The sequence below is a fragment of the Acidiphilium rubrum genome (assembly GCF_900156265.1).
Lineage (GTDB): Bacteria > Pseudomonadota > Alphaproteobacteria > Acetobacterales > Acetobacteraceae > Acidiphilium > Acidiphilium rubrum.
The window spans coordinates 17,200-37,367 of sequence record NZ_FTNE01000025.1; the positions used below are offsets into that span (position 1 = coordinate 17,200).

The following is a 20,168-nucleotide window of genomic DNA, read 5'->3' on the forward strand; positions in this document are numbered from 1 at the left end:
ACCCGGCGCCTCAGCGCCGGGCCCGTGCCGAAATCAGCTCATCTTCATCGTCTTGAGGTCGAAGTTCACCACGCTCTGGGTGCCCGACGAGCCGTCGTCTTTCATCGGGACGCTGACGAAACTGACCGATGAATAATTCAGCGAAATCGACTCGCTTGGCTTGTCGCCGCCCGAGGACAGGCTCAAGCCGGACATGATCACGTCCTTCATCTTGATTTCCAGATATTTATCGGAGCCGGACCCTGCGGAGTTGGTACGGACGAAGGCGATATCGACGTCCTTGGCCGCGCCGCTGAGCGCTTCCTTCAGCAGGTCGGGGCTCGAGATGTCGTAGTCCTTGGTAATCGTGACTTCCGAGAGGCTCGGCAGGCTGGATTCACGGCCTTCGCCGCTGCCGGACTGCATGGCGATGCCGCGCCCGACACCCCATTGCACGCTGTGGAGCTCGATCCATTGGGTGTAGCTTTCAGTCGTCACGTCGCCGTTGATCGCTGCATATTTCATATAGACGGCCATTTGGTCTCTCTCCTGCTGGGTTATAAAAATTAGCCAAGTTGGTAGCGGAACGACCCTTCGGGACCAATTCCGACGCTGATGTGGGAAATCGCCTCGCCATTGGCCAACCGGGCCAGAACCTCCGCCGATAGTTCGGGCAGGAGGCTGCGCGAGAGAATATTCTCCACGTTGCGCGCGCCCGAGGAGGATTCCTTGCAGCGCGCGGCAATGGTTTCGACCAGTTCAGGCTCGTAGGTGAAGCTGGCCTTGTAGCTGTCGCGCACACGGCGCGCGATCTTGTTCAACTGAAGTGTGACGATCTGGCGAATGACTTCATCCGACAGCGGGAAATACGGCACTATGGTTACCCGGCCGAGAAACGCCGGCTTGAAGTATTTTGCCAGTTCCGGGCGCAGCGCCTCGGCCAGCCCTGCCGCATCCGGCGCGGTTTCAGGATCGGCGAACAGTTTCTCGATCAGATCGGTGCCGGCGTTCGAGGTCATGATGATGACGGTGTTCTTGAAGTCGATGTCGCGGCCTTCGCCGTCCTTCATGTTGCCTTTGTCGAACACCTGGAAAAACACATCCTGCACGCCGGGATGCGCCTTCTCCATTTCGTCGAGCAAAATCACCGAGTAGGGGCGACGCCGCACCGCTTCGGTCAGCACGCCGCCTTCGCCGTATCCCACGTAACCGGGTGGGCTGCCCATCAGGAGCGAGACCTTATGCTCCTCCTTGAACTCGGTCATGTTGATGGTGGTGATGTTCTGCTCGCCGCCATACAGCAGATCGGCGAGCGTCAGCGCGGTTTCGGTCTTGCCGGTGCCGGAGGTGCCGACCATCAGGAATACGCCGATCGGCTTGCGCGGATCGGTCAATTTCGCGCGCGAGGTGCGGATCGCCTGCGCCACCGCTTCGAGTGCGTGGGGCTGGCCGACGATACGGCGCTCCATCGTGGTTTTGAGGTTGAGCACGGTGTTGATTTCGTCGGATTGCATGCGCCCGGCCGGAATGCCGGTCCAGCTTTCGACGATTTCGGCCACCGCCTGCGCATCGACCACCGGAAAGATCAGCGGCATTTCGCCCTGCGACGTTTTCAGCCGCGCCGTGACGGCGGCCAGCGCCTGGCGCAGCATGCTCCGATCCTCCGGCGCCGCGGTGTGGACCGGTGATTCGAGGATGGCGATGTCGCCGGACGCAGCCTCGATCGGTGCCAATTCGGGCGTCGCCATCGTCGGTTCGGGGCTTTCGAGCCGGGTGCGCAGCGCGGTGATCTCGGCGGCCAAATCCTTCTCCGTCGCATAGCGCGTCTCGAGGCCGGCGAGGTCATCGACCAGCCTCGCGCGTTCCTCCTCAAGCTCGGCCTGCCGCGCCGCGTGATCCCCGCCGCTCGCCATTTCGCGCGCCAGAATGCCGGTTTCGGTCGCGATCAGATCGAGCCGCCGCCGGCGATCCTCGATCGGTGCCGGTTCGGTCGCCTGGCTCATCGAAACTCGGGCGCAGGCGGTGTCGATCAGAGAAATCGCCTTGTCCGGCAACTGGCGCGAGGGAATGTAGCGCGCCGAAAGCCGCACCGCCTCGCTCACCGCCTCGTCCAGAATGCGGACCTTGTGGTGTTTTTCCAGCGTGCCGACCAGGCCGCGGATCATCGCGGTTGCCATCGGCTCGGATGGTTCCTCGACCTTCACCACCTGAAACCGTCGTGCCAGTGCGGCGTCACGCTCGAAATATTTCTTGTATTCCGCCCAGGTGGTCGCCGCGATGGTGCGCAATTCGCCGCGCGCCAGCGCCGGTTTGAGCAGATTAGCCGCATCGTTCTGCCCGGCCGCGCCACCGGCGCCCACCATGGTGTGCGCCTCGTCGATGAACAGGATGATCGGCCGGGGCGAGGCCTTGACCTCCTCGATCACCGATTTCAGCCGGTTTTCAAACTCGCCCTTCACGCCAGCGCCCGCCTGCAATAACGCCATATCCAGCGTGCGCAGCACGACGTTTTTCAATGCTTCCGGCACATCGCCTTGCGCGATTTTCAGCGCCAGGCCTTCGACCACGGCGGTTTTGCCGACGCCGGCTTCCCCGGTCAGGATCGGGTTGTTCTGCCGCCGCCGGGTCAGGATATCGATCGCCTGACGGATCTCGAAATCGCGGCCGAGAATCGGATCGATCCTGCCGGCCCGCGCCCGCGCCGTCAGATCATCGGTGAATTGATCGAGTGCGGCCGAACCGCCGGGGCGGGGGGCACCATCGTCGCCGCCCGCCGCCGGCGCACCATCTGCCGCCAGCGTGGCACTGTGGGATTCGGTTGAGTTCTGGGTGATCGCGGCGAAGTCGCGCTTGAGCATTTCCGCTTGGATTTTCGCAAGCTGGCTTGAAGCCTCGCGCGCCCGGCGGGCCAGCCCTTCATCGGCCAGCAGCGCCCATAACAAATCGCCCGAGCGGGTGCGCGACAGCCCATGCTCGATCGAGGCGAGCAGCCAGCCTTGTTTCGCCCAATCCACCACATCCGGTGACAGGGCAGGGGCCCTGGCATTGCCGGTTTTCATTCGGTCGAGCGATCGGTTAAGGTCGATCAGGAACCGGCCATGATCGATCTCGTAATGGCGCAGAATGAGCGGAATATCGGTATCCGTCCCGTCCGCGAGCTTGAGCAGCCAATGTTCGATCTCGACATTGTAATGGCTACGCGACAAGGTAAGTCCGGCCGCTGCTTCGAGGCTGCGGCGGCTGTGCTCGTTCAGGCGCGCGATGAGAGATTTGAGATCGATAGCCGCCATCTGCTCCCCTTTTAGGACCGGATACGTGCCGGTTTTGTTACGACGAAACAATGTTGTGGTTTTGATATTATGGGCTAACACCCGACTTGTCCAGATTAAGAACCTGCAACATGATGACTGTATGACCTTTGTCACACTGGATTTTTTGCATGACACTCGACATTACTGATTTGTTAGGGCCGATCACGGAAGACGCGCCGAGCGGCGCTGATCTGCGGGCCGATTATGCGGCGCAATCGGTCTATTACCGGCTGCGCGATGCGCGGTCGGACGCGCGGGCGGCCGAGCGGGCGGCCGACGCCGATGCTTCGCTCGAACCCGAGGTGGCGCAACATTGGCGCACCGTCCTGCAATTGTCACAATCCGCCCTGGCAAAATCGCACGATCTCGAAATCGCCGCCTGGCTGACCGAGGCTTTGGTGCGCGAATCCGGCCTTGCGGGCCTCGCCGATGGTGCCGCGCTGATCGCGGGTTTTGCCGCGCAATACTGGGAGAGTGTGTTTCCCCTGCCGGATGAAGATGGCATGGAAACCCGCATCGCGCCGATCGCCGGGCTCAACGGCGTCGGCGGCGATGGCACGCTGATCCAGCCGTTGCGCAAATTGCCGCTGTTCAACACGGCGGATGGCGCGCGGGTTTTGTTGTTCCAATACCAGCAGGCCGAGGAAACCGCCGGGCTGGGCGATGCCAAGCGCAAGGCCGCCCGGATTGCCGCCGGCGTCGCTGATTTCGCCAAGTTGGAGACCGAGGCGCGGGCGGTCGGCGTCGCGCATTTCACCGCCCTCGCGCAACAGGCCATCGCCACGCTGGCGGCGTGGCGCGGCATGGCGCAGACGCTCGATGAAGTGGCGGGCGCCGATGCACCGGCCGCGAGCCGGGTTGCTGAAATTCTTGAACAGGTCATCAACATCGCCAAGCGCTACGCCCCGCAGGCCGGCGCTCCGGCCGTCATCGCGGCACAGCCCGTCATGGCGGAGATCGAACCCACGGAGACTGACATGCCGGATGCCCAAATGCCCCGCAGCGCCGTGCGGACCCGCGAGGATGCGCTCAACCAGCTCACCGAAATCGCCGAATTTTTCCGCCGCACGGAGCCGCAATCACCGATCGCGCTGACGCTGGACGAAGCCGTCCGCCGCGCCCGCCTACCTTGGCCGCAGCTGATCGAGGACATTCTGGCCGATGCCGCGGTGCGTCAGGCGATGCTGACGGCGCTGGGGATCAAGCCGGCCACATAAAAGAAGCAGAGATCGTCTTTCTTTCAAAAGAATAGAAGCGAAAATCCCCAGGAATACAAAAAACTAAGCCACCCCAGGCAACATCCCAAACTAAAAAAAGTTTTTTGCTTCTTTTTTACAAAAAAGAAGTGCTGCCTTGACCTCAGCCGCGTTAGTCACAGCATCAGGTCCGCGGCGCCGACAATTCCGTCACCAGCCGGAACGACGCGCTGATATCATCGAGTTGGTAGTGCGGCTGCAAATGGATCGTGCAGCCGAACGAACCCGGCTTGCTCGCAAGCTCCCGCACCTCGACCCGCGCATCGAGCAGCGGGTAGCGCGCCCGCGTCTCGGGGCCGGCGTCCTTGTTGGCATTGGCGTAGCGGCGCAGCCAGGTGGTCAATTCGCGCTCGATCTCGCTGGCGGTGCGGAACGCGCCGGTCATGTCGCGCCCCATTACCTTGATGAAATGCGCGAACCGCGACACGCAGATCATGGTATTGAACTGGGCGGAGAGCCGGGCATTGGCATCCGCCGCCTCGGCGCGCGGCCCGCTGTAGCGGCGCGGCGCCTGCAGGCTGCGCGCGGCCCCGAGCACGGTCTGGCCGCCGAACCCCAGCGAGGACAGGGCCATGACCCCGGCATCGACCAGCGCGCGTTCCTGAGCATCGGTCAGCGCAATTTCCGCCTCGAACCGGTCCTGGCCCTGCGCGGAATCCACCGAAAAGCGTGGCGCGGTGCCGGTGGTGATCAGCCCGCTGCCCGGCCAGTCCTGGATATAGCCGCGCATGTCGGCCGGCCAATCGTAGGTCGCCATCGCGCGCGCCACCGTCATGGCGATCGCATAACCGGCGGCGAACCAGACGATGTCATCGCCGGTCGCAATCGTCTCGGCGTAACGAAACCCCCGCCGCGCCTCGGCGCGATCCTCCCAGGCCGGGCGGGCGCGCAGGCGCGGCAGTGCGAGGCCGACGAAGCGCATATCCTCGCGCTGGCCCAGGTTGCGGAACCGCTGGTGCTCCGGCCCCGTGAAAATCGCCGCCGGATTGGCGACGCCCGATAATTCCTCCATCCGGTCGACGCCGAACAGCGCTGCGGCTGCGCCGAAAATCATCGGTGCGAAGGCGGCGGCCGCGATTGCCGAGAGCCCCGCGATCGCGGCGACATCATCGCTCGGCGCACCTGGCCCGGGCCGGTGGCGCACTTCGTAATCCATCACCAGCAACCCATAGGGCTCGCCACCCGGGGTGCCGAATTCATCCTCGTAGATCCGGCGGAACAACTGGCTCTGGTCGAATTCCGCGGCCCGCTCAAGGTCGCGGCATACTTCGCCCCAGGCGGCGTGCAGCACCCGCAGGCGCACCCGCCCGCTCGCCTCGATGCGATCGGCCAGCCAATGCAGCCCGCGCCATGATCCTTCGAGCCGCAGCAGGCGCGGCGCGTGCAGAATTTCATCGATCGCGGCGGCCAGCATCGCATCGATCATCGCGATGTCATGGTCCAGCATCGTCGCCAGCCGGGTTGGATCGCGCAGGATCGCGGCGCTATCGAGCCCGAACCAGATGGCGAGCGAAGGGGCCGCCGGCGCGGTCAGAAACCGCGCGAGATCGCCCGCCTCGGCCTGATGCCGGTCGCCGAAAAATTGACCGGCCAGCACAGCATCACGCAACATGCGAGATCAGGCCATGAACGATCCGATCAGGTCTTTTTCGGAATATTGGCGACCATCCGCATCGATGTGGTCAATTCCTCCATTTGCAGCCACGGCCGCAAATAGGCGATCGCGTTGTACGAACCAGGCTTGCCGGGGATCTCCTTGACCTCGACCTTCGCTTCCCGCAGCGGATATTTCGCTTTCATTTCCGGCCCGGCATCGGCATTGCCGTTCACATAGGTGCCGATCCAGCGGTTCAGCCAGTTTTCGCAATCCTTGGCTTCCATGAACGAGCCGATCTTGTCGCGCGCCATCACCTTCAGGAAATGCGCGAACCGCGATGACGCCATGATATAGGGCAGGCGCGAGGAGATCGCGGCATTGGCGGTCGCATCCGGCCGGTCGTATTTTTTCGCCTTCTGCGTCGATTGCGCGCCGAAGAACACCGCGTAATCGGTGTTCTTGTAGTGGCAGAGCGGCAGGAAGCCGAGGTTCGAGAGTTCGAACTCGCGCCGGTCGGTGATGCCGATTTCGGTCGGGCATTTCGCATCCATGTCGCCATCATCGGATTGGAAGACGTGGAACGGCAGATTATCCACCTTGCCGCCGCCCTCGGCACCGCGGATCGCGACACAGAAGCCGGAACTCGCAAAGCTCGCGGTCAGCCGCTCGCCCATCATGTAGGCGGCATTCATCCAGCAATAATCGTGATGATCCATCGATTGCGCGGCGCCGGCGGCGTTGAACGGCGCCTCTTCGTAGTTGAACGTCTCGACCGGCGCGGTCGCGGCGCCATAGGGCACCCGCGCCAGCGTGCGCGGCATCACCAGCGAGACGAACCGTGCATCCTCGGTCTCGCGAAAGCCGCGCCATTTGGCGTATTCGGCGGTCTCGAAAATCTTGGAAAGATCACGCGGCTTCGATAATTCGGTCCAGTCCGAAAACCCGAACATCCCGGCACCCGCCGCGGAAATGAACGGCGCGAACGAGGCGGCCGCCACGTTGGAAATCAGGCGCAAACTCTCGATGTCGTCAGGATGGTTGGTCCATTCGTAATCGCCGATCAGCGCGCCATAGGGCTCGCCGCCGGGTGTGCCGAACTCGTTTTCGTAGATCTTCTTGAACAGCTGGCTCTGATCGAACTCCACCGCCTTGGTCAGGTCGCGGTTGAGCTCGCGCTTGGTCATGTTGACCACTTTGATTTTGAGCGATGTGCCGGTCTCGGAGTTCATCACCAGATGATTGAGTCCGCGCCAGCTGCCTTCGAGCTGCAAGAACCGCGGATTGTGCATGATCTCGTTGAGCTGGGTCGACATCCGCCGATCGATCGCGGCAATCGCGCGGTCGATCGTGCGGGTCAGGTTCTTGTCGAACGTCACCGTGCCGGACAGCGCTTCCTGCACCAGCGTCTTGACCAGGTCCTGCGCCCGGTCGGGTTCGGTCTGCTTGGTTGCGCCCACCACCTGGTCGAGCAGGCTGACCTGCTCGGTCTCGGTCGTGGTGGTGCTCGCCGCTTCGGATTTCGTGCCTGACATGATCAGCCCTCCTTGCCGGCGCCGAGGCCGAGTTCACCTGACAGCGCCTTGAGCTCGCCATCGTTTTGCAACACCTGCTCGAGCAATGATTCCAGCTGTTCCGAACGATCCGCCTTGCTCATCAGGTCGCGCAGCTTGTTGCGGGTCTCGAGCAGCGCCTTCAGCGCCGGCACCTGCTCCACCACGCGCTCGGGATCGAAATCCTCGATGCTGTTGAACTTCAGGTCCACCGCCATCTGGCTGCCGTCGTCAGCGAGCTTGTTGTCGACCTTGAGCTTCAGGCCCGGCGCCATGCGTGCCATCACGTCGTTGAAATTGTCACGATCGATCTGGATGAACTTGCGTTCCGCCAGCGGCTTGAGCGGCTGCGTCGGATCGCCGGAAAAATCGCCCAGCACGCCCATCACGAAGGGCAGTTCCCGCACGATCTGTGCGCCCTCCGTCTCGACGTCATAGGTAATATGCACCCGCGGTTTACGCACGCGGTTGAGTTTTTCATGAATGCTGCCGCTCATTGTCCGGTTCCCCAAAAAACGTCGAAATCGATGCAAGATCGTCCGATGCAAATACGCTTGTCACAGTCCTGGCACAGTTCTGGCCGGGCGATCCGCAGCGCACATCGTCGCAAAATCGCCCATTGGTTGCAATGTTAGCCTGTCCTTGCCGGGGCGTAAACAAACTCGTTGTTTCGTCATAAAAATAAACGCGAACCTTATTGTCGCAATCGCAACCAGCCATTGCGCGCCCAGCGCCGTTTCAATACTAATCCCATCAACGTCAAAGATGCCGGGAGGGTGAACCATGCCGAGCGACCAGACTGCGACCCCGATCAACGCCGCATCCCCCACCGCAGGCAGCGCCGGTGCCGCGTTTCGCGCCGGCCAGCTCGATGCCGCGGTCGCCGCCGCCACCGCCGCGGTCAAGGCAAAGCCGACGGATGTCGCCGCCCGCGTCCTGCTGGTCGAAATGCTGGTGTTCGCCGGCAATTTCGAACGCGCCGATGTCCTGCTCGATGCCGCCGGCCAGCTCGACCCGGCCGCCGCGCTGGTCGTCGCCGAATTCCGCCAGCTGCTGCGCGGCGAAATGGCCCGCCGGCAATTATACCGCGATGGCAGGGTGCCCGAGTTTCTCGGCGAACCAGGCCCGGTCGAACAATCCCTGCTCGCATCCCTGGTCGCCCAGCGCGCCGGCGACCTGGAGGCGGCACGCGAGGCCGCCGCCGCCGCCGAAGCCGCGCGCACCGCCCGACCCGGCACCGTCGACGGCGCGGCGTTCACCGATTTTCGCGATGCGAGCGACACCACAGCGGGGATTCTGGAAGTTCTGACCACGACCGGTAAATACTTCTGGGTGCCGATTTCGCGTGTGACCGAAATCACCTTCCACAAACCCGCCCGCCCGCGCGACCTGATCTGGCGGCGCGCGAGCCTCGCGGTCGAAGCCGGGCCGGATGGTGATGTCTATATCCCCGCCATCTATGCCGTGACCGGCGAACCCCCGGCCGATGAGTATCGCCTCGGCCGCGCGACCAATTGGCAGGACCACGCCGGCCTCGTTACAGGCATCGGCCAGCGCGAATTCCTGGTCGGCGACGATGCGGTCCCGATCATGGATCTCGGCACGCTCGTCTTCGCAGCATGAGCCAGACCCCGTTCAACGACCGGGTGCGCGATGCCGGGGCGCGCGTGCAACTCTCCCCGCTCGACCGCCTGTTCGACGATGCGCCCGATCGCGACCGCGATCGCCCGCTCTCGCCCGGCGAAGCGATGACCGTGCTGCGCCGCTCGGTCCGGCGCGATCTCGAAGCGCTGCTGAACGCCAAGCGCCGCTGGCACAGCCTGCCCGGCAAACTCACCGAACTCGCAGGCTCGGTCGCCGGCTACGGCCTGCCCGACTACACCTCCGGCAGCATGGCCGACCCCGGCGCGCGCGAATCCTTCCGCGCCGAGGTCGAACGCACCATCAAAACCTTCGAGCCGCGCTTCGCCCAGGTCGCGGTCGTGCTGGTCAAGGCGGAAAACCCGCTCGACCCCACCCTGCACATGCGGATCGATGGCCTGCTGCACGCCGAACCCGCGCCGGAGCCGATCAGCTTCAACACGATCGTCGATGCCACCTCGGCTGAAATCGAAGTCAAGGGCGAGCGCTTTGTCTGACAGCCTGCTGCCCTATTTCAACCGCGAACTGCTGGCGATCCGCAAACTCGCCGCCGAATTCGCCGATACCCACCCCAAAATCGCCGGCCGCCTGCGCCTGTCGCCCGATGCGGTCGATGATCCCCACGTCGCCCGCCTGCTCGATGGCGTTGCTTTCCTCTCGGCGCGCGTCCACAAACGCCTCGACGATGAATTCCCCGAACTGACCGATGCGCTGCTCGGCGCGCTCTACCCCGGTTTTCTCGCCCCGATCCCCGCCTGCGCCATCGCCCAGTTCGACTGCAAGCCCGATCTGCAGGCGAACGTCCGGCTCGACGCCGGCTTCACCCTGGAATCCGAACGCGTGCGCGGCCAGGCCTGCCGGTTCCAGACCGCCTATTCCGTCTCGCTCTGGCCGATCCGCATCGAACAGGTCCGCCTTGCCGGGCAACCCTTCGTCGCCCCGGCCAACCCGCTCGCCCCCGGTGCCGCCTCGGTCCTGCGCATCGTGCTCGGCACCATGGCGCCCGAAATGAGCTTCGCCAAACTCGGGGTCGATCGTCTGCGGCTCTATCTGCGCGGCGGCCAGGCGATCGCGCCGCATCTGTATGAACTGCTCGCCGCCCACACCATCGGCGTCGCCCTCGCGGTCAGCCCGGGCGATCCCAGCCCCGTGCTGCTCGGGCGCGAAGCCGTCATCCCGGTCGGCTTCGGCGAGGACGAAGCCCTGCTGCCCTGGCCCGCGCGCGGCTTCACCGGGTTTCGGCTGCTCGCCGAATATTTCGCGTTCTCCGAAAAATTCATGTTCATCGATCTCGATGGGCTGGACCGCAAGACCCTCGCCCTCGCCGGCAACCGGCTCGAAATCTTCATCTATCTCGACCGCTCCGCCATCGAACTCGAACGCGCGGTCAGCGCCGAGCACCTTGCCCTCGGCTGCACGCCGATGGTGAATATTTTCCCCCAGCATTGCGAACCGATCCGCCTCGATCAGACCGATACCGAATACCGCGTCGTGCCGGATGCCCGCCGCGCCACCGGCATGGAAATCTGGGGCATCACCGCCGTGCGCGAGACCGATCGCGCCGGCAACACCAGGCCCTGGCAACCCTTCTACCGCGCCGGTCAGGGCGGCCCGGATACGCCGGGCGGATATTACCTCGAAGCCCGCCGCCCCGCCGCCGCCACGCTCGGCGGCACCGAAACCTTCCTCGCCCCCTTCGCGCCGGAGTTCGACCCCGCCGCCCCGGCCGATACCGTGCTCTCGGTCGATGCGCTCTGCGTCAACCGCGACCTGCCCGCCGCCCTGCCGTTCGGCGGCGGGCACCCCTACCTCACGCCGATCTCGCCGCACGACGGCATCGCCCGCGTCGCCTGCCTCACCCCGCCCGGTGCCACGCTGCGGCCGCGCCTCGCCGAACGCGGTGCGTGGCGGCTGATCTCGCATCTCTCGCTCGGTCATCTCTCGGTGGTCGGCGGTCCGGAAGGTGCCGCAGCGCTGCGCGACGTGCTCCGCCTGTACGACCGCGCCGAAACCGCGGAAACCCGCGCCGCGATCGAGGCGCTGATCGGCGTCTCGGCCAAACCCGGCACCGCGCGCCTGCCGGGCGGGCGCCTCGGCAGCTTTTGCCGCGGGCTCGACGTCACGCTCGAATTCGACCCGAAACCCTATCAGGAAAACGGCCTGTTCCTGCTCGGCGCCGTGCTCGAACGCTTCCTCGCCCTGCACGGCACGATCAATTCCTTCGTGCGCACCACCCTGCGCCTGCGCGGCCGGGTTGATCCGGCCATGCGCTTCCCACCCCGCGCCGGCCACCGGACGCTGCTATGACCGCACCCCGCACACCCGAAGGCGCGCTCGCCCGCCTGGCCCGCACCCCGGCAAAATTCCGCCTCGGTGCCGCCATCCGCCTGCTCTGGCTCGCCGCCGCAAGGCGCGATGTGGGCGAGGCGATCGCCTTCACCGCGCCCACCACCCTCGCGCACCCGACCGCCGAGGTCGATCACGCAAGCGCCCCGCAGGCCGGCCGCGCAACGCTCGCCACCAGGCTGATCGGCCTGCTCGGCGTCTCCAGCCCGCTGCCGCGCTGGTATACCGAGCTGGTCGCCCAGGCGACCCGCGCCCGCTCGCCCGCGATGGCCGATTTCGTGGCGATGCTGGCGCAGCGCCTAATCGCTGGATTCGCCACCGCCGGCACCAAATACCGCCCGCACCTCGCCGCCGAACTCGCCCATCACACGGGCAATGCCGACGCACGGATCGCGCCAGATCCCGCCGGCGAAGTCCTGCTGGCGCTCACCGGCTTCAATACGCGCCACCTGATCGACCGCCTCGCGGTTGGTGCGATGCCGATCCAGCACTACGCCGGCTTCTTCGCGAGCCGCCCGCGCTCGGCGGACCGGCTGCGCGCCCTGCTGTCGGACTGGTTGGACCGCGACGTCACGATCGATGAATTCGCCGGCGGGTGGCTCCGCCTCGACGCCGACAGCCAGAGCCGCATGCCGCGCGGCCGGATGCCCGGCCAGTTCAACCGCCTGGGGCGCGACTGCGCCGCCGGGGCCCGCGCGTTCGACCCGCAGGCCCGCTTCATCATCCGGATCGGGCCGTTGTCGCACGACGCCTTCGAAGCCCTGCTGCCCGACAGGCCCCGCCTGCATCATCTGGTCTCGATGGTGCGCGCCTATGTCGGCATGGAGGTCGATTTCGCGGTCAACCTCGTGCTCGATCCGGATGCGATCCCCCGCGCCCAGCTCGGCGGCACCACCGCCCCCCGCCTGTCCTGGACCGGCTGGCTGCCGATCGCCACCCCCGGGCTCAGCGGCCGCGCGCGCGCCGATCAGGCGCTGTTCAACGCCACCACGATCGAGGCTCTGCCGATCCCCCGGCTCAGCGCGGCCGCACCATGAGCTGGGGCGCCGGCTACGTCACCGATATCGCCTACGCCCCCGGCTATTACGCCGAGCAATCGCCCCGGCTGATGGCGCTCGCCGCCCTGGTCAATGGTTTCGCCGCCACCATCCCCGCGCGCGACGAACCGTTCCATTTCGTCGATATCGGCTGCGGCCTCGGCTTCTCCGCCCTGGTGCTCGCCGCCACCAACCCGGGCTGGACCGTCACCGGGCTCGATTTCAACCCTGCCCATATCGCCCGCGCCCGCGCCATGGCGAAAAGTGCCGGGATCACCAACTGCCAGTTCATCGAGGCCGATTTTACCCGCTTCACCGGCACGGACCTGCCCGATTTCGACGCCGCCAGCCTCCACGGACTCTGGACCTGGGTCAGCGAACCGGTCCGCCAGGGCGTCGTGCGGTTGCTCGCCGAAAAACTCAAGCCCGGCGGGCTCTGCCACGTCAGCTACAACGTCCTGCCCGCGTGGCGCGGCATGATCGGCCTGCAACGGCTGATGCGCGAAGCCGGCAGCCGCCTCGCGTTCCGCGCCGATCGTCAGGCCGCGCAGGGCTTCGCCATGGTCCGCCGCCTGATGGATGCCGGCAGCGGCGCGATCGACCCGTCCGCCGCCCGCATCATCGAACATTGCGCCGACAAACCCGCCGCCTACCTCGCGCATGAATTCATGAACGAAGCCTGGGCGCCCTGCTTTCATCACGATGTCGCCGCCGCGCTCGCCGACGCCAAACTCACCTACGCCGGCTCACCCCGCCTGCTCGAAAACTTCCCCGCCCTGGCACTCGACGATACCGCCCGCGCGATCGCCGCCGAATTCGAAGATCCCTCGATGATCGAGCTGCTCAAGGACGTCACCGCCAACCAGCCCCTGCGCCACGACATTTTCGTGCGCGGCGCGACCCGGCTCGACCCGATGACGCGGGATGCCATCCTGCGCGCCATCCCGCTCGGCCTTGCCGTGCCCTACGCCACGCGCAAGCTCACCTTCGAATCCGCCGCCGGCCAGGCCACGATGAACGCCGGCCTGTACGAACCGGCCTTCGCCCGCCTCGCCGAAGGCCCGGCAACCATCGGCGACCTGCTCGCCATCGCCCGCGCGTCTCACCCCAACGACAGCCAGGGCAACCCCGCCGAACTGCTCGCCATGCTGATCGGCACCGGTCAGGCCATCATGGTGCCGGACGCGGCGGCCCGGATGGACCCGCCAAGCGTGCGCCTCAACGCCGCCATGTTCACCGAAAAAATGCAGGGCAACAGCCTGATGAACCCGGTCGCCCTCGCGGTGCCCGCGCTCGGCGGCGGCGTTTCCCTCCCCGGCCTCGCGGCCTTCGCCGTTCTGCGCCAGCACGACTGGCTGAGCGAAGCCACCATCGGGCAAACGCTGCCGCAACCGGATGATGCCGTATTTACCGCCTGGGCCGCGATGGCCGCACCCGCGGCCGATGATGTGATCGTCGATCAGATGAAATCGGCCTTCGCCAATTTTTTCGAGCAGCAGGCCCCGATGCTCAACCGCCTGGGATTACCGTGCTGACGCAGTAGGCGGCCTCGCGATGGCAGGCCCGGAGCATGATCGCTGTGGAATGATCACGCTCCGGCGACCGGCCGGCTCGGTCAAGCCGCCTTTCGGGTTGGCGCCGCATAGGCGAGGGTGGTGCCAATGGTCACGTCCAGCACGCCGCCTTGCAACAGGCTGGCGGGCACCACGGCGTGGCCGGTGGTCCAACGCCCGTCCGGCTCCACCGCGTGCCAGCCGGTGGTCAGCGCGGGGTGGTCGAGCGGGATGCTGCGGCCATCGACGTGCAGAGCCGTCACCTTGACCCCGAGGCGCCGGCGATCCTGCGGATCGGTCGTGATATAACCCGGGATCGCGGCGCGGCTTTCGATGATCGCACCGCCATCGACCGCGACCACGCGCAACCCGGCCTCGGCCGTCGTCGATACCTGCGCCCGCGCGAGCAGCCGTGCCCTGACCGCTTCGACCACGGGACCGGTTTCGGCGAACGGCGCGCATCCTTGGGTTTCGCGCCGCTTTTGACCAAAATCCGGGTACAAATCCACAGCGATACCGCCGTTTTCGAACGCACCGCGATTACCGGTGTCGAGGTAGGATTCCGCCGGCGTGCCTTCGGCGATGATCACCGCATGGCTCGGCAATTCGATATGATAATACGTGATCGACTTGCGTGGCGCGATGCGGATGGTGCGGCCATTGATCAGAGCCTTGGCCGGGATCAGATGACCATCGAGATAGATCGCGTGATCGGGCGACACCAGCAGATCACGGCTCGGCATGCCTTGTGCCAGGGCGCCGGCCTCGATCAGCACGGGTTGCACCGCGTCCGGGCGCTTGTGGTTGCTCAGGTCGATCCACCGCGTGCCGATCCAGGTGATCGGTGCGGTGCCACCATCATGCAGCACCACGACATCGCCCGTGCTCAGAGCCTCCACCGCGATTTCGCCCTTGGTGGTCAGAATGCGTGTGCCAGGCGCGAAGCAATTGACGTCGAAGCCGATCGCGTTGAGCAACGTCAGGTCGGCGGATGACATGGTTGCGAGGCCGGGGAACAGATAGCCCGACCAGGCATCGTGCAGAAACGCGCCGTTCTGCATGTAGTTGTTCCAGTCCGAGCGGGTTTGCGTCGAGGAGTAGACGATCGGGGTCTTGCCGCCGTCGGTCGAAAAATAGGGGACCGCACCAACGCCCTTGACCGCGCTATGCTGGAGCGTGCCTGGCGAGGTGAAGGCCGAAAGGTCCATCGGGCCGGTCAAAGGATCGCCTTTATAGCGCCCGGCGGCGGCGGTAACCTGGTCGAACCGCACGCGGCCGAGGGCGTGCGACAATTCGTGCAGTGCAAGACCGACGAAATCGAGCGAATTCGGACTGGCAGCCTGCAGGACGTTGTTGGTGCTGTAATTGAACTGGCTCTGATAGGCCGTGTTGATCACGATCGTCCCGCCGATCGAGTAATAACCCTGGGTCGGCAACCCCCACGCCTGCAATTCGGCTTTGGAGACGACGGCGGCGACACCGCCGGCCGCCGTATCGGTTTTCGGCAGGTAGGGTGCCAGGGCCGGGTCGTGCTTGGCCACCTCGCCCTGCGCGATGAAATAAGGCACGTAGTACGCCTCGGGCGCACCATAGGCGAGAATGCCGGTCTGGGTTACGCTGTTCAGGTTTGCGATATTCGCCTGGATCGTAACCGCGACCGGATCGGCGATCAGCGCGCCGAGATATTGGGCGGCGTAATTCAAGGCGTTCTGTGCGGCGGCACTCAGTGTGACCCCCGGCGCGTCCTGCACGACGATCGTCATGTGCTGATTGGGTGTTGAGGCATTGCTGGCGGCCAACGCGGCGACCGAACCGGTGCCATTGCTGACCATCGCGGCGCTGCCACTGATCGGGTCGGTCGGCTTGAACGCGCTGTAGGGGGTGAAATCCGAGGATTTCAGTTGATCGACCACGGTTGACGAGAGTTTATGGGCCACCTGCAGATCGGAAGGGTTGCTGATCATGCCGGTGTGAACGACACCCTCAAGGAACATCCCCGGGTTTACAACCTCTGATTGGGAAAACCCAAGTAAACTTCCACCGAGCGGCGAAGAAACCGAAGATTGATCGAGCGAAATTGAGGGACTAAGTGAATTTTCTAAAGTATTCCCAGTTTTTAGATTTTCTCGAGTGATAAACGACGTGTGAAGCTGAATACCATCACTCAATTCGTTGTCCATCAAGGACTCCCTCATCTGCACAAATGGTTAATAGCTCTTCAGTTATCTCCGTACTGATTTGTGACGCAACCTGTAAAGAAATATTTCAAATGACGGTCCTCACGCTTGCGTGATCCTGATCGCGCCAGCGCCAGCGCCAGCGCCAACGACCAATCCGGGACGGTCGCCGGACCGTTCAGCCCTTGTCGTCGATCGTGTAGCCGAGCCGCTCGATCATCGGCGTCAGCATCGAAACCACGGGATCGAGCTGGGCGCGATAATGCCGATACCGGAACCGCGACCGATCGTAGAGTTTTTCGGTCACCTGCGCGTAACTCGCGGTGCGGGCGTAGCGCTGGTTTTTCTCGAACTGCAGGCAGGCCGGATCGAAATCTTCACCAATGAAGTCGAGCAGGCCGCGAATTTCCCGCTCCTGATGATCGACCACGTCTTCGTAACGCACCGCGCGGTAACGCAGAGCGGGAATATGCTCGCGGTAATGCGCGATCAGATCGGCGGTCAGCGCATAATGTTTCGCGATGGTTGCAAGCTCAGCGGCGCAGAACAAGCCATGCGTCAGATGATTGGAATACACCGATAACACGACATCGAGCGGATGGCGCAGCAAATGAATGATCGGCGCGGCGGGAAACATCAGGTGGATCAGGCCGAGATGCGTCTCGTTCAGCGGCATCTTGTCGGTGAACCAGGCGGCACCCTCGCGCAGAATGCCGGCCTGGCGGACGCGGGCGAGGTAGTGGTCGCGCAGCAGATCGAGCCCTTCGCGCTGATCGCCCATCCATAATTCGCACAGCGCATCCGGGTAGCTCAGCGGGCTCGCGAATAGCCGCTGCACCAGATGCGTGGCATCGTTGATATAGGGCAGCTCATCGCCGGCCGCGATGCGCGGATGCACCGACAGGGTCTGCTCGATCAGCGTGGTGCCCGAACGCGGAAAGCCGACGATGAAGATCGGCTGCGGCATGTCGGTCCGCGTGGTGGCGCGGGGCAGGGTGGCGAGGCGACGTTCGGTGAAAAACCCGCGCAACCGGGCGGCGATATCCTGTGCCGCCTCATCCATGTAGCGCCGCGCGCCGAGGGCGAGGGCGCGGGCTTTACCCGCGTCATAGGCGGCGAACGCTTCGTCGTAGCGCCCCAACCGGTCGAGCAGCCGGCCCTTTTCCGATAGTTCCGCCGGGCCGAGCGTGCCGCCTTCCCCCAGCCGATCGAGCCGGGCGAGGGCGTCTTCGGTGGCACCCTTGCGGGCGAGCACCGTGGCCCTGGTCAGCGCCACGGCGGCGTTGCCGGGTGCCAGCGCTTCGGCCTGTTCCACCAGTTCGAGCGCGCGATCGAATTTGCGGTCCGCCTCCTCGGTGCGGGTCCAGCCCAGCACCGATTGCACCACGTCGGGGTTCGCCTTGACCGAGGTGGCATAGAGCGCGCGGGCTTCTTCGATCCGGCCCTGGGTCTTCAGATTCCACGCCAGATTGGCCAGCGTCACGGCGTCGTCGCGCTCGAGCAGGCGCAGCACCTCGCGGTAGTGATATTCGCCGATCAGCGCGCGATTGGCCTCGGTCATCACCAGGCCCATCAGATTATGCGCCTGGGCGCTGCGCGGCGCGATCCGCACGGCGTTGCGCGCGTGCACCTCGGCCTCGGCCAGCGCCCCGCGCGCGAGCAGCATCAGCGTCAGTTCGTTGGTCGGTGCGAAATTATTCGGGTTGACCGCGACCATGCGGCGCAGAATCGCCTCGGCGGCGCCGATCTTGCCGTCCTGGCGCAGCAGCCGGTGCAGGCTGAACAATGCATCCTCGCGCCCCGGTGCGAGTTCCAGGGCGGCGAGCAATGCGGCTTCGGCGCGCGCGTTGTCACGCTCCGCGAGCGCGGCCTCCGCCTGTTCCAGCAGCGGCCGCACCGGTGCCGTCGCCGCCGGCGGGCTCAGCGTCGCAAGATCGAGCGCGCAGCAACGCAGCCGCCGCAGGCCGGAACCGCACGGGCAAGGGGTCGGGTCCATTGTTCAGTCGTTGCTGGGATACAGCGCCATCAGCGCCTTCTGCCGCTGCCACGCCCGCAGCAGCCGCCACGCGCCGTAGCGCTTCACCCCTTGCGCGCGCAGCACCGCCCCGATCCGGAACGCCGCGCCGTAATGAAAAAACTGCGTCCGATACGCCTCGATGATACTGGTCTCGGGGTCCCAGATATGCGTCGCTTCAGATCCCGCGCCGTTGACCTCGATGATGCTGAACCCCTCGCCGCGGCGCAGCGCATTGGTCGAGGCGAAGCGCAGGTCGAACCGGCCGAAGTGAAACTCCGGAATATCCCGCGCAATCGCATCGATCCGCGCGGTCAGTTCCGGCGTGATCAGGTGGCGCCCGTCCTTGAAGGTCGAGCCCCGGCAGTGATTGCCGACGAACACCAGCCGCACCCGCTCACCCGCCGCCGGCACCCGCGCCGCCTCCGCACCCAGTTTTTCGAGCAGCAGGTGGGAGACGGCGTTGAGCCGGTCATCGGCGGCGATCAGGTCGCGAATCCGCGACCGTCCATCCCCGGTCACGATCGGTGCGTATTTCAGCGTGACCGAGGTAATCCGCCCCTTGGCCGCGCCGGGCTCGCGGATGTAAAAAATCCCCGCCTCGCCCTCATCGGTCGCGAGCGCCTGCAACTGCAACCGCGTCGCGCGCGGAAACGCGGCCAAATAGCGGCCGAGCGCCGCACTGGTCTCGACCAGCCGCACGCCGCAACCGTTGCAACTCATGTCCGGCTTGGCCACCACCGGGTAGGACAAGCCCGCTTCCGCCATCGCCGCCTCGGCCATGATGAGATCGGCCGGCCCGGCGTGCGCCTGGGTGGTGATGCCGACATAGGGCGAAATCCAGCGCCGCGCTTCCGGCCCGGCCAGATCGAGAATATCGTTTTTCGACTCGCCGCAGATGCCGCCCGCCTCGATCCGCGGGTTGGTCAGCGCCGGCAGCGTCAGGCTGCGGTGGCGCAGCGCCTGGAAAATCCAGAACACCACCACCGGCGCATAGAACACGAATCCCGGCCAGAACTCGAAAAACGAGACGGCCTTGGCGCCCCTGCGGCGGGCGACCGCGCCTTCGAGCCGTGATGCGGGCGAAATATCGCTCATCAACCATCCTTTCCGATCTTGTCCGATTGCCACCGGGCGATGATCCGTCCCACCACTATGAGAAGAAGCACGAACACGGCAAGCCCGACCCAGCGATACGGGCCGAGGTAGTGCAGCATCAGCGCGCCGAGTTTCAGGCTGATAAAGAACAACAGGCTGGTCCACGCCAGCGTCGCCATGATCGCGGCGGCGGCGAACGTCAGGAACGGCGCCTTGAGAAACCCGCAGGTGGTATAGGTCGGCAGCCGCAATCCCGGCACGAACCGGCTGACCAGCACGATCGGGATCACCCGCTGGCTCACCCAGTCCCGCCCCAGGTCGCGCCGGCGTTTCGGTACCATCCGCTGCGCCCAAGGATGTTTGGCCGAAAGCCGCCCCAGCCCGTACAAGCCCAGGTCGCCCAGCACGATTCCGGCATACAGCGAGCCGAGTGCGAGCGGCAGCGCCACCGCGCCGGAGGCGACCTGCATCGCGGCGAGCAGCGTTGCCGCATCCTCCAGAATGAAGGTGCCGAGAATGATCGTCGTGATCTCGAGCGGCGGGCTACTCGCCGCCGAGCCGAGAAGCGTGCTGAAATCGGTTAACCACATGCGACCATCACATAGGCGA

Annotated in this window: 15 protein-coding genes; 6 read left to right on the forward strand and 9 right to left on the reverse strand. The window is 65.2% G+C overall.

Annotated features, from left to right (window positions below):
• Positions 1-33: 33 nt before the first annotated feature.
• Both BW994_RS15100 and tssH read right to left on the reverse strand, forming a co-directional pair.
• Positions 34-516, reverse strand: coding sequence for an Hcp family type VI secretion system effector (locus tag BW994_RS15100; RefSeq protein ID WP_029312509.1), 483 nt, complete (start codon positions 514-516; stop codon positions 34-36).
• Between the two features lie 29 nt (positions 517-545).
• Positions 546-3,269, reverse strand: a complete 2,724-nt coding sequence (tssH, locus tag BW994_RS15105; protein ID WP_029312510.1) for a type VI secretion system ATPase TssH — start codon at positions 3,267-3,269, stop codon at positions 546-548.
• Positions 3,270-3,418: 149 nt separating this feature from the next.
• Between tssH and tssA the strand changes: the two genes are divergently transcribed.
• Positions 3,419-4,507, forward strand: a complete 1,089-nt coding sequence (gene tssA / locus BW994_RS15110; RefSeq protein ID WP_029312511.1) for a type VI secretion system protein TssA — start codon at positions 3,419-3,421, stop codon at positions 4,505-4,507.
• Between the two features lie 163 nt (positions 4,508-4,670).
• Here the strand turns inward: tssA and tssC (BW994_RS15115) are convergent, their stop codons facing one another.
• The 3 genes from tssC (BW994_RS15115) to tssB are packed head-to-tail and all read right to left on the reverse strand — an operon-like array spanning position 4,671 to position 8,190.
• Positions 4,671-6,158 carry a type VI secretion system contractile sheath large subunit gene (gene tssC, locus BW994_RS15115; protein ID WP_029312512.1) on the reverse strand — a complete coding sequence of 496 codons (1,488 nt, stop codon included), beginning with the start codon at positions 6,156-6,158 and terminating at the stop codon, positions 4,671-4,673.
• Positions 6,159-6,184: 26 nt separating this feature from the next.
• On the reverse strand, positions 6,185-7,675 hold the full coding sequence (tssC, locus tag BW994_RS15120; RefSeq protein WP_029312513.1) for a type VI secretion system contractile sheath large subunit: 1,491 nt from the start codon (positions 7,673-7,675) through the stop codon (positions 6,185-6,187).
• Between the two features lie 2 nt (positions 7,676-7,677).
• Positions 7,678-8,190: a type VI secretion system contractile sheath small subunit gene (gene tssB, locus BW994_RS15125; protein ID WP_029312514.1), complete on the reverse strand. Its 513-nt coding sequence runs from the start codon at positions 8,188-8,190 to the stop codon at positions 7,678-7,680.
• A 286-nt stretch (positions 8,191-8,476) separates the two neighbouring features.
• On the opposite strand from tssB, the gene BW994_RS15130 reads away from it, so the two are divergent.
• The 5 genes from BW994_RS15130 to BW994_RS15150 are packed head-to-tail and all read left to right on the forward strand — an operon-like array spanning position 8,477 to position 14,252.
• Entirely contained in the window at positions 8,477-9,316 is an 840-nt protein-coding gene (locus tag BW994_RS15130; RefSeq protein ID WP_051657437.1) for a type VI secretion system accessory protein TagJ, read from the forward strand.
• Entirely contained in the window at positions 9,313-9,831 is a 519-nt protein-coding gene (tssE, locus tag BW994_RS15135) for a type VI secretion system baseplate subunit TssE (protein WP_035229294.1), read from the forward strand. The genes BW994_RS15130 and tssE overlap by 4 nt, the downstream gene beginning before the upstream one ends.
• Positions 9,824-11,641 (forward strand): type VI secretion system baseplate subunit TssF, encoded by a 1,818-nt coding sequence (tssF, locus tag BW994_RS15140; RefSeq protein ID WP_029312517.1) that lies wholly within the window; start codon positions 9,824-9,826, stop codon positions 11,639-11,641. The genes tssE and tssF overlap by 8 nt, the downstream gene beginning before the upstream one ends.
• On the forward strand, positions 11,638-12,717 hold the full coding sequence (gene tssG / locus BW994_RS15145) for a type VI secretion system baseplate subunit TssG (RefSeq protein ID WP_029312518.1): 1,080 nt from the start codon (positions 11,638-11,640) through the stop codon (positions 12,715-12,717). Before tssF ends, tssG begins: the two co-directional genes overlap by 4 nt.
• The gene (locus BW994_RS15150; protein WP_051657438.1) at positions 12,714-14,252 is read left to right on the forward strand and encodes a class I SAM-dependent methyltransferase; all 1,539 of its coding nucleotides are present in this window, start codon (positions 12,714-12,716) and stop codon (positions 14,250-14,252) included. Before tssG ends, BW994_RS15150 begins: the two co-directional genes overlap by 4 nt.
• Before the next feature lie 80 nt (positions 14,253-14,332).
• Here the strand turns inward: BW994_RS15150 and BW994_RS20260 are convergent, their stop codons facing one another.
• The 4 genes from BW994_RS20260 to BW994_RS15170 all read right to left on the reverse strand — a co-directional run bounded on the left by BW994_RS20260 (position 14,333) and on the right by BW994_RS15170 (position 20,149).
• Complete coding sequence (locus tag BW994_RS20260) at positions 14,333-16,264, reverse strand: NF038122 family metalloprotease (RefSeq protein ID WP_051657439.1); 1,932 nt, start codon at positions 16,262-16,264, stop codon at positions 14,333-14,335.
• A 361-nt stretch (positions 16,265-16,625) separates the two neighbouring features.
• Complete coding sequence (locus BW994_RS15160) at positions 16,626-18,443, reverse strand: tetratricopeptide repeat-containing sulfotransferase family protein (protein WP_029312521.1); 1,818 nt, start codon at positions 18,441-18,443, stop codon at positions 16,626-16,628.
• Positions 18,444-18,446: 3 nt separating this feature from the next.
• Complete coding sequence (locus BW994_RS15165) at positions 18,447-19,559, reverse strand: hypothetical protein (RefSeq protein WP_029312522.1); 1,113 nt, start codon at positions 19,557-19,559, stop codon at positions 18,447-18,449.
• On the reverse strand, positions 19,559-20,149 hold the full coding sequence (locus BW994_RS15170) for a DedA family protein (protein ID WP_029312523.1): 591 nt from the start codon (positions 20,147-20,149) through the stop codon (positions 19,559-19,561). The genes BW994_RS15165 and BW994_RS15170 overlap by 1 nt, the downstream gene beginning before the upstream one ends.
• Positions 20,150-20,168: the final 19 nt, after the last annotated feature.

Bases quoted from the DNA above. Each gene is read 5' to 3' on its own strand.
- tssB (WP_029312514.1), bottom strand. From the start codon at position 8,190: ATGAGCGGCAGCATTCATGAAAAACTCAACCGCGTGCGTAAACCGCGG.
- tssE (WP_035229294.1), top strand. From the start codon at position 9,313: ATGAGCCAGACCCCGTTCAACGACCGGGTGCGCGATGCCGGGGCGCGC.
- BW994_RS15130 (WP_051657437.1), top strand. From the start codon at position 8,477: ATGCCGAGCGACCAGACTGCGACCCCGATCAACGCCGCATCCCCCACC.
- BW994_RS15165 (WP_029312522.1), bottom strand. From the start codon at position 19,559: ATGAGCGATATTTCGCCCGCATCACGGCTCGAAGGCGCGGTCGCCCGC.
- BW994_RS15100 (WP_029312509.1), bottom strand. From the start codon at position 516: ATGGCCGTCTATATGAAATATGCAGCGATCAACGGCGACGTGACGACT.
- BW994_RS20260 (WP_051657439.1), bottom strand. From the start codon at position 16,264: ATGTTCCTTGAGGGTGTCGTTCACACCGGCATGATCAGCAACCCTTCC.
- BW994_RS15160 (WP_029312521.1), bottom strand. From the start codon at position 18,443: ATGGACCCGACCCCTTGCCCGTGCGGTTCCGGCCTGCGGCGGCTGCGT.
- BW994_RS15150 (WP_051657438.1), top strand. From the start codon at position 12,714: ATGAGCTGGGGCGCCGGCTACGTCACCGATATCGCCTACGCCCCCGGC.
- tssC (WP_029312513.1), bottom strand. From the start codon at position 7,675: ATGTCAGGCACGAAATCCGAAGCGGCGAGCACCACCACGACCGAGACC.
- tssC (WP_029312512.1), bottom strand. From the start codon at position 6,158: ATGTTGCGTGATGCTGTGCTGGCCGGTCAATTTTTCGGCGACCGGCAT.
- tssH (WP_029312510.1), bottom strand. From the start codon at position 3,269: ATGGCGGCTATCGATCTCAAATCTCTCATCGCGCGCCTGAACGAGCAC.
- tssG (WP_029312518.1), top strand. From the start codon at position 11,638: ATGACCGCACCCCGCACACCCGAAGGCGCGCTCGCCCGCCTGGCCCGC.
- BW994_RS15170 (WP_029312523.1), bottom strand. From the start codon at position 20,149: ATGTGGTTAACCGATTTCAGCACGCTTCTCGGCTCGGCGGCGAGTAGC.
- tssA (WP_029312511.1), top strand. From the start codon at position 3,419: ATGACACTCGACATTACTGATTTGTTAGGGCCGATCACGGAAGACGCG.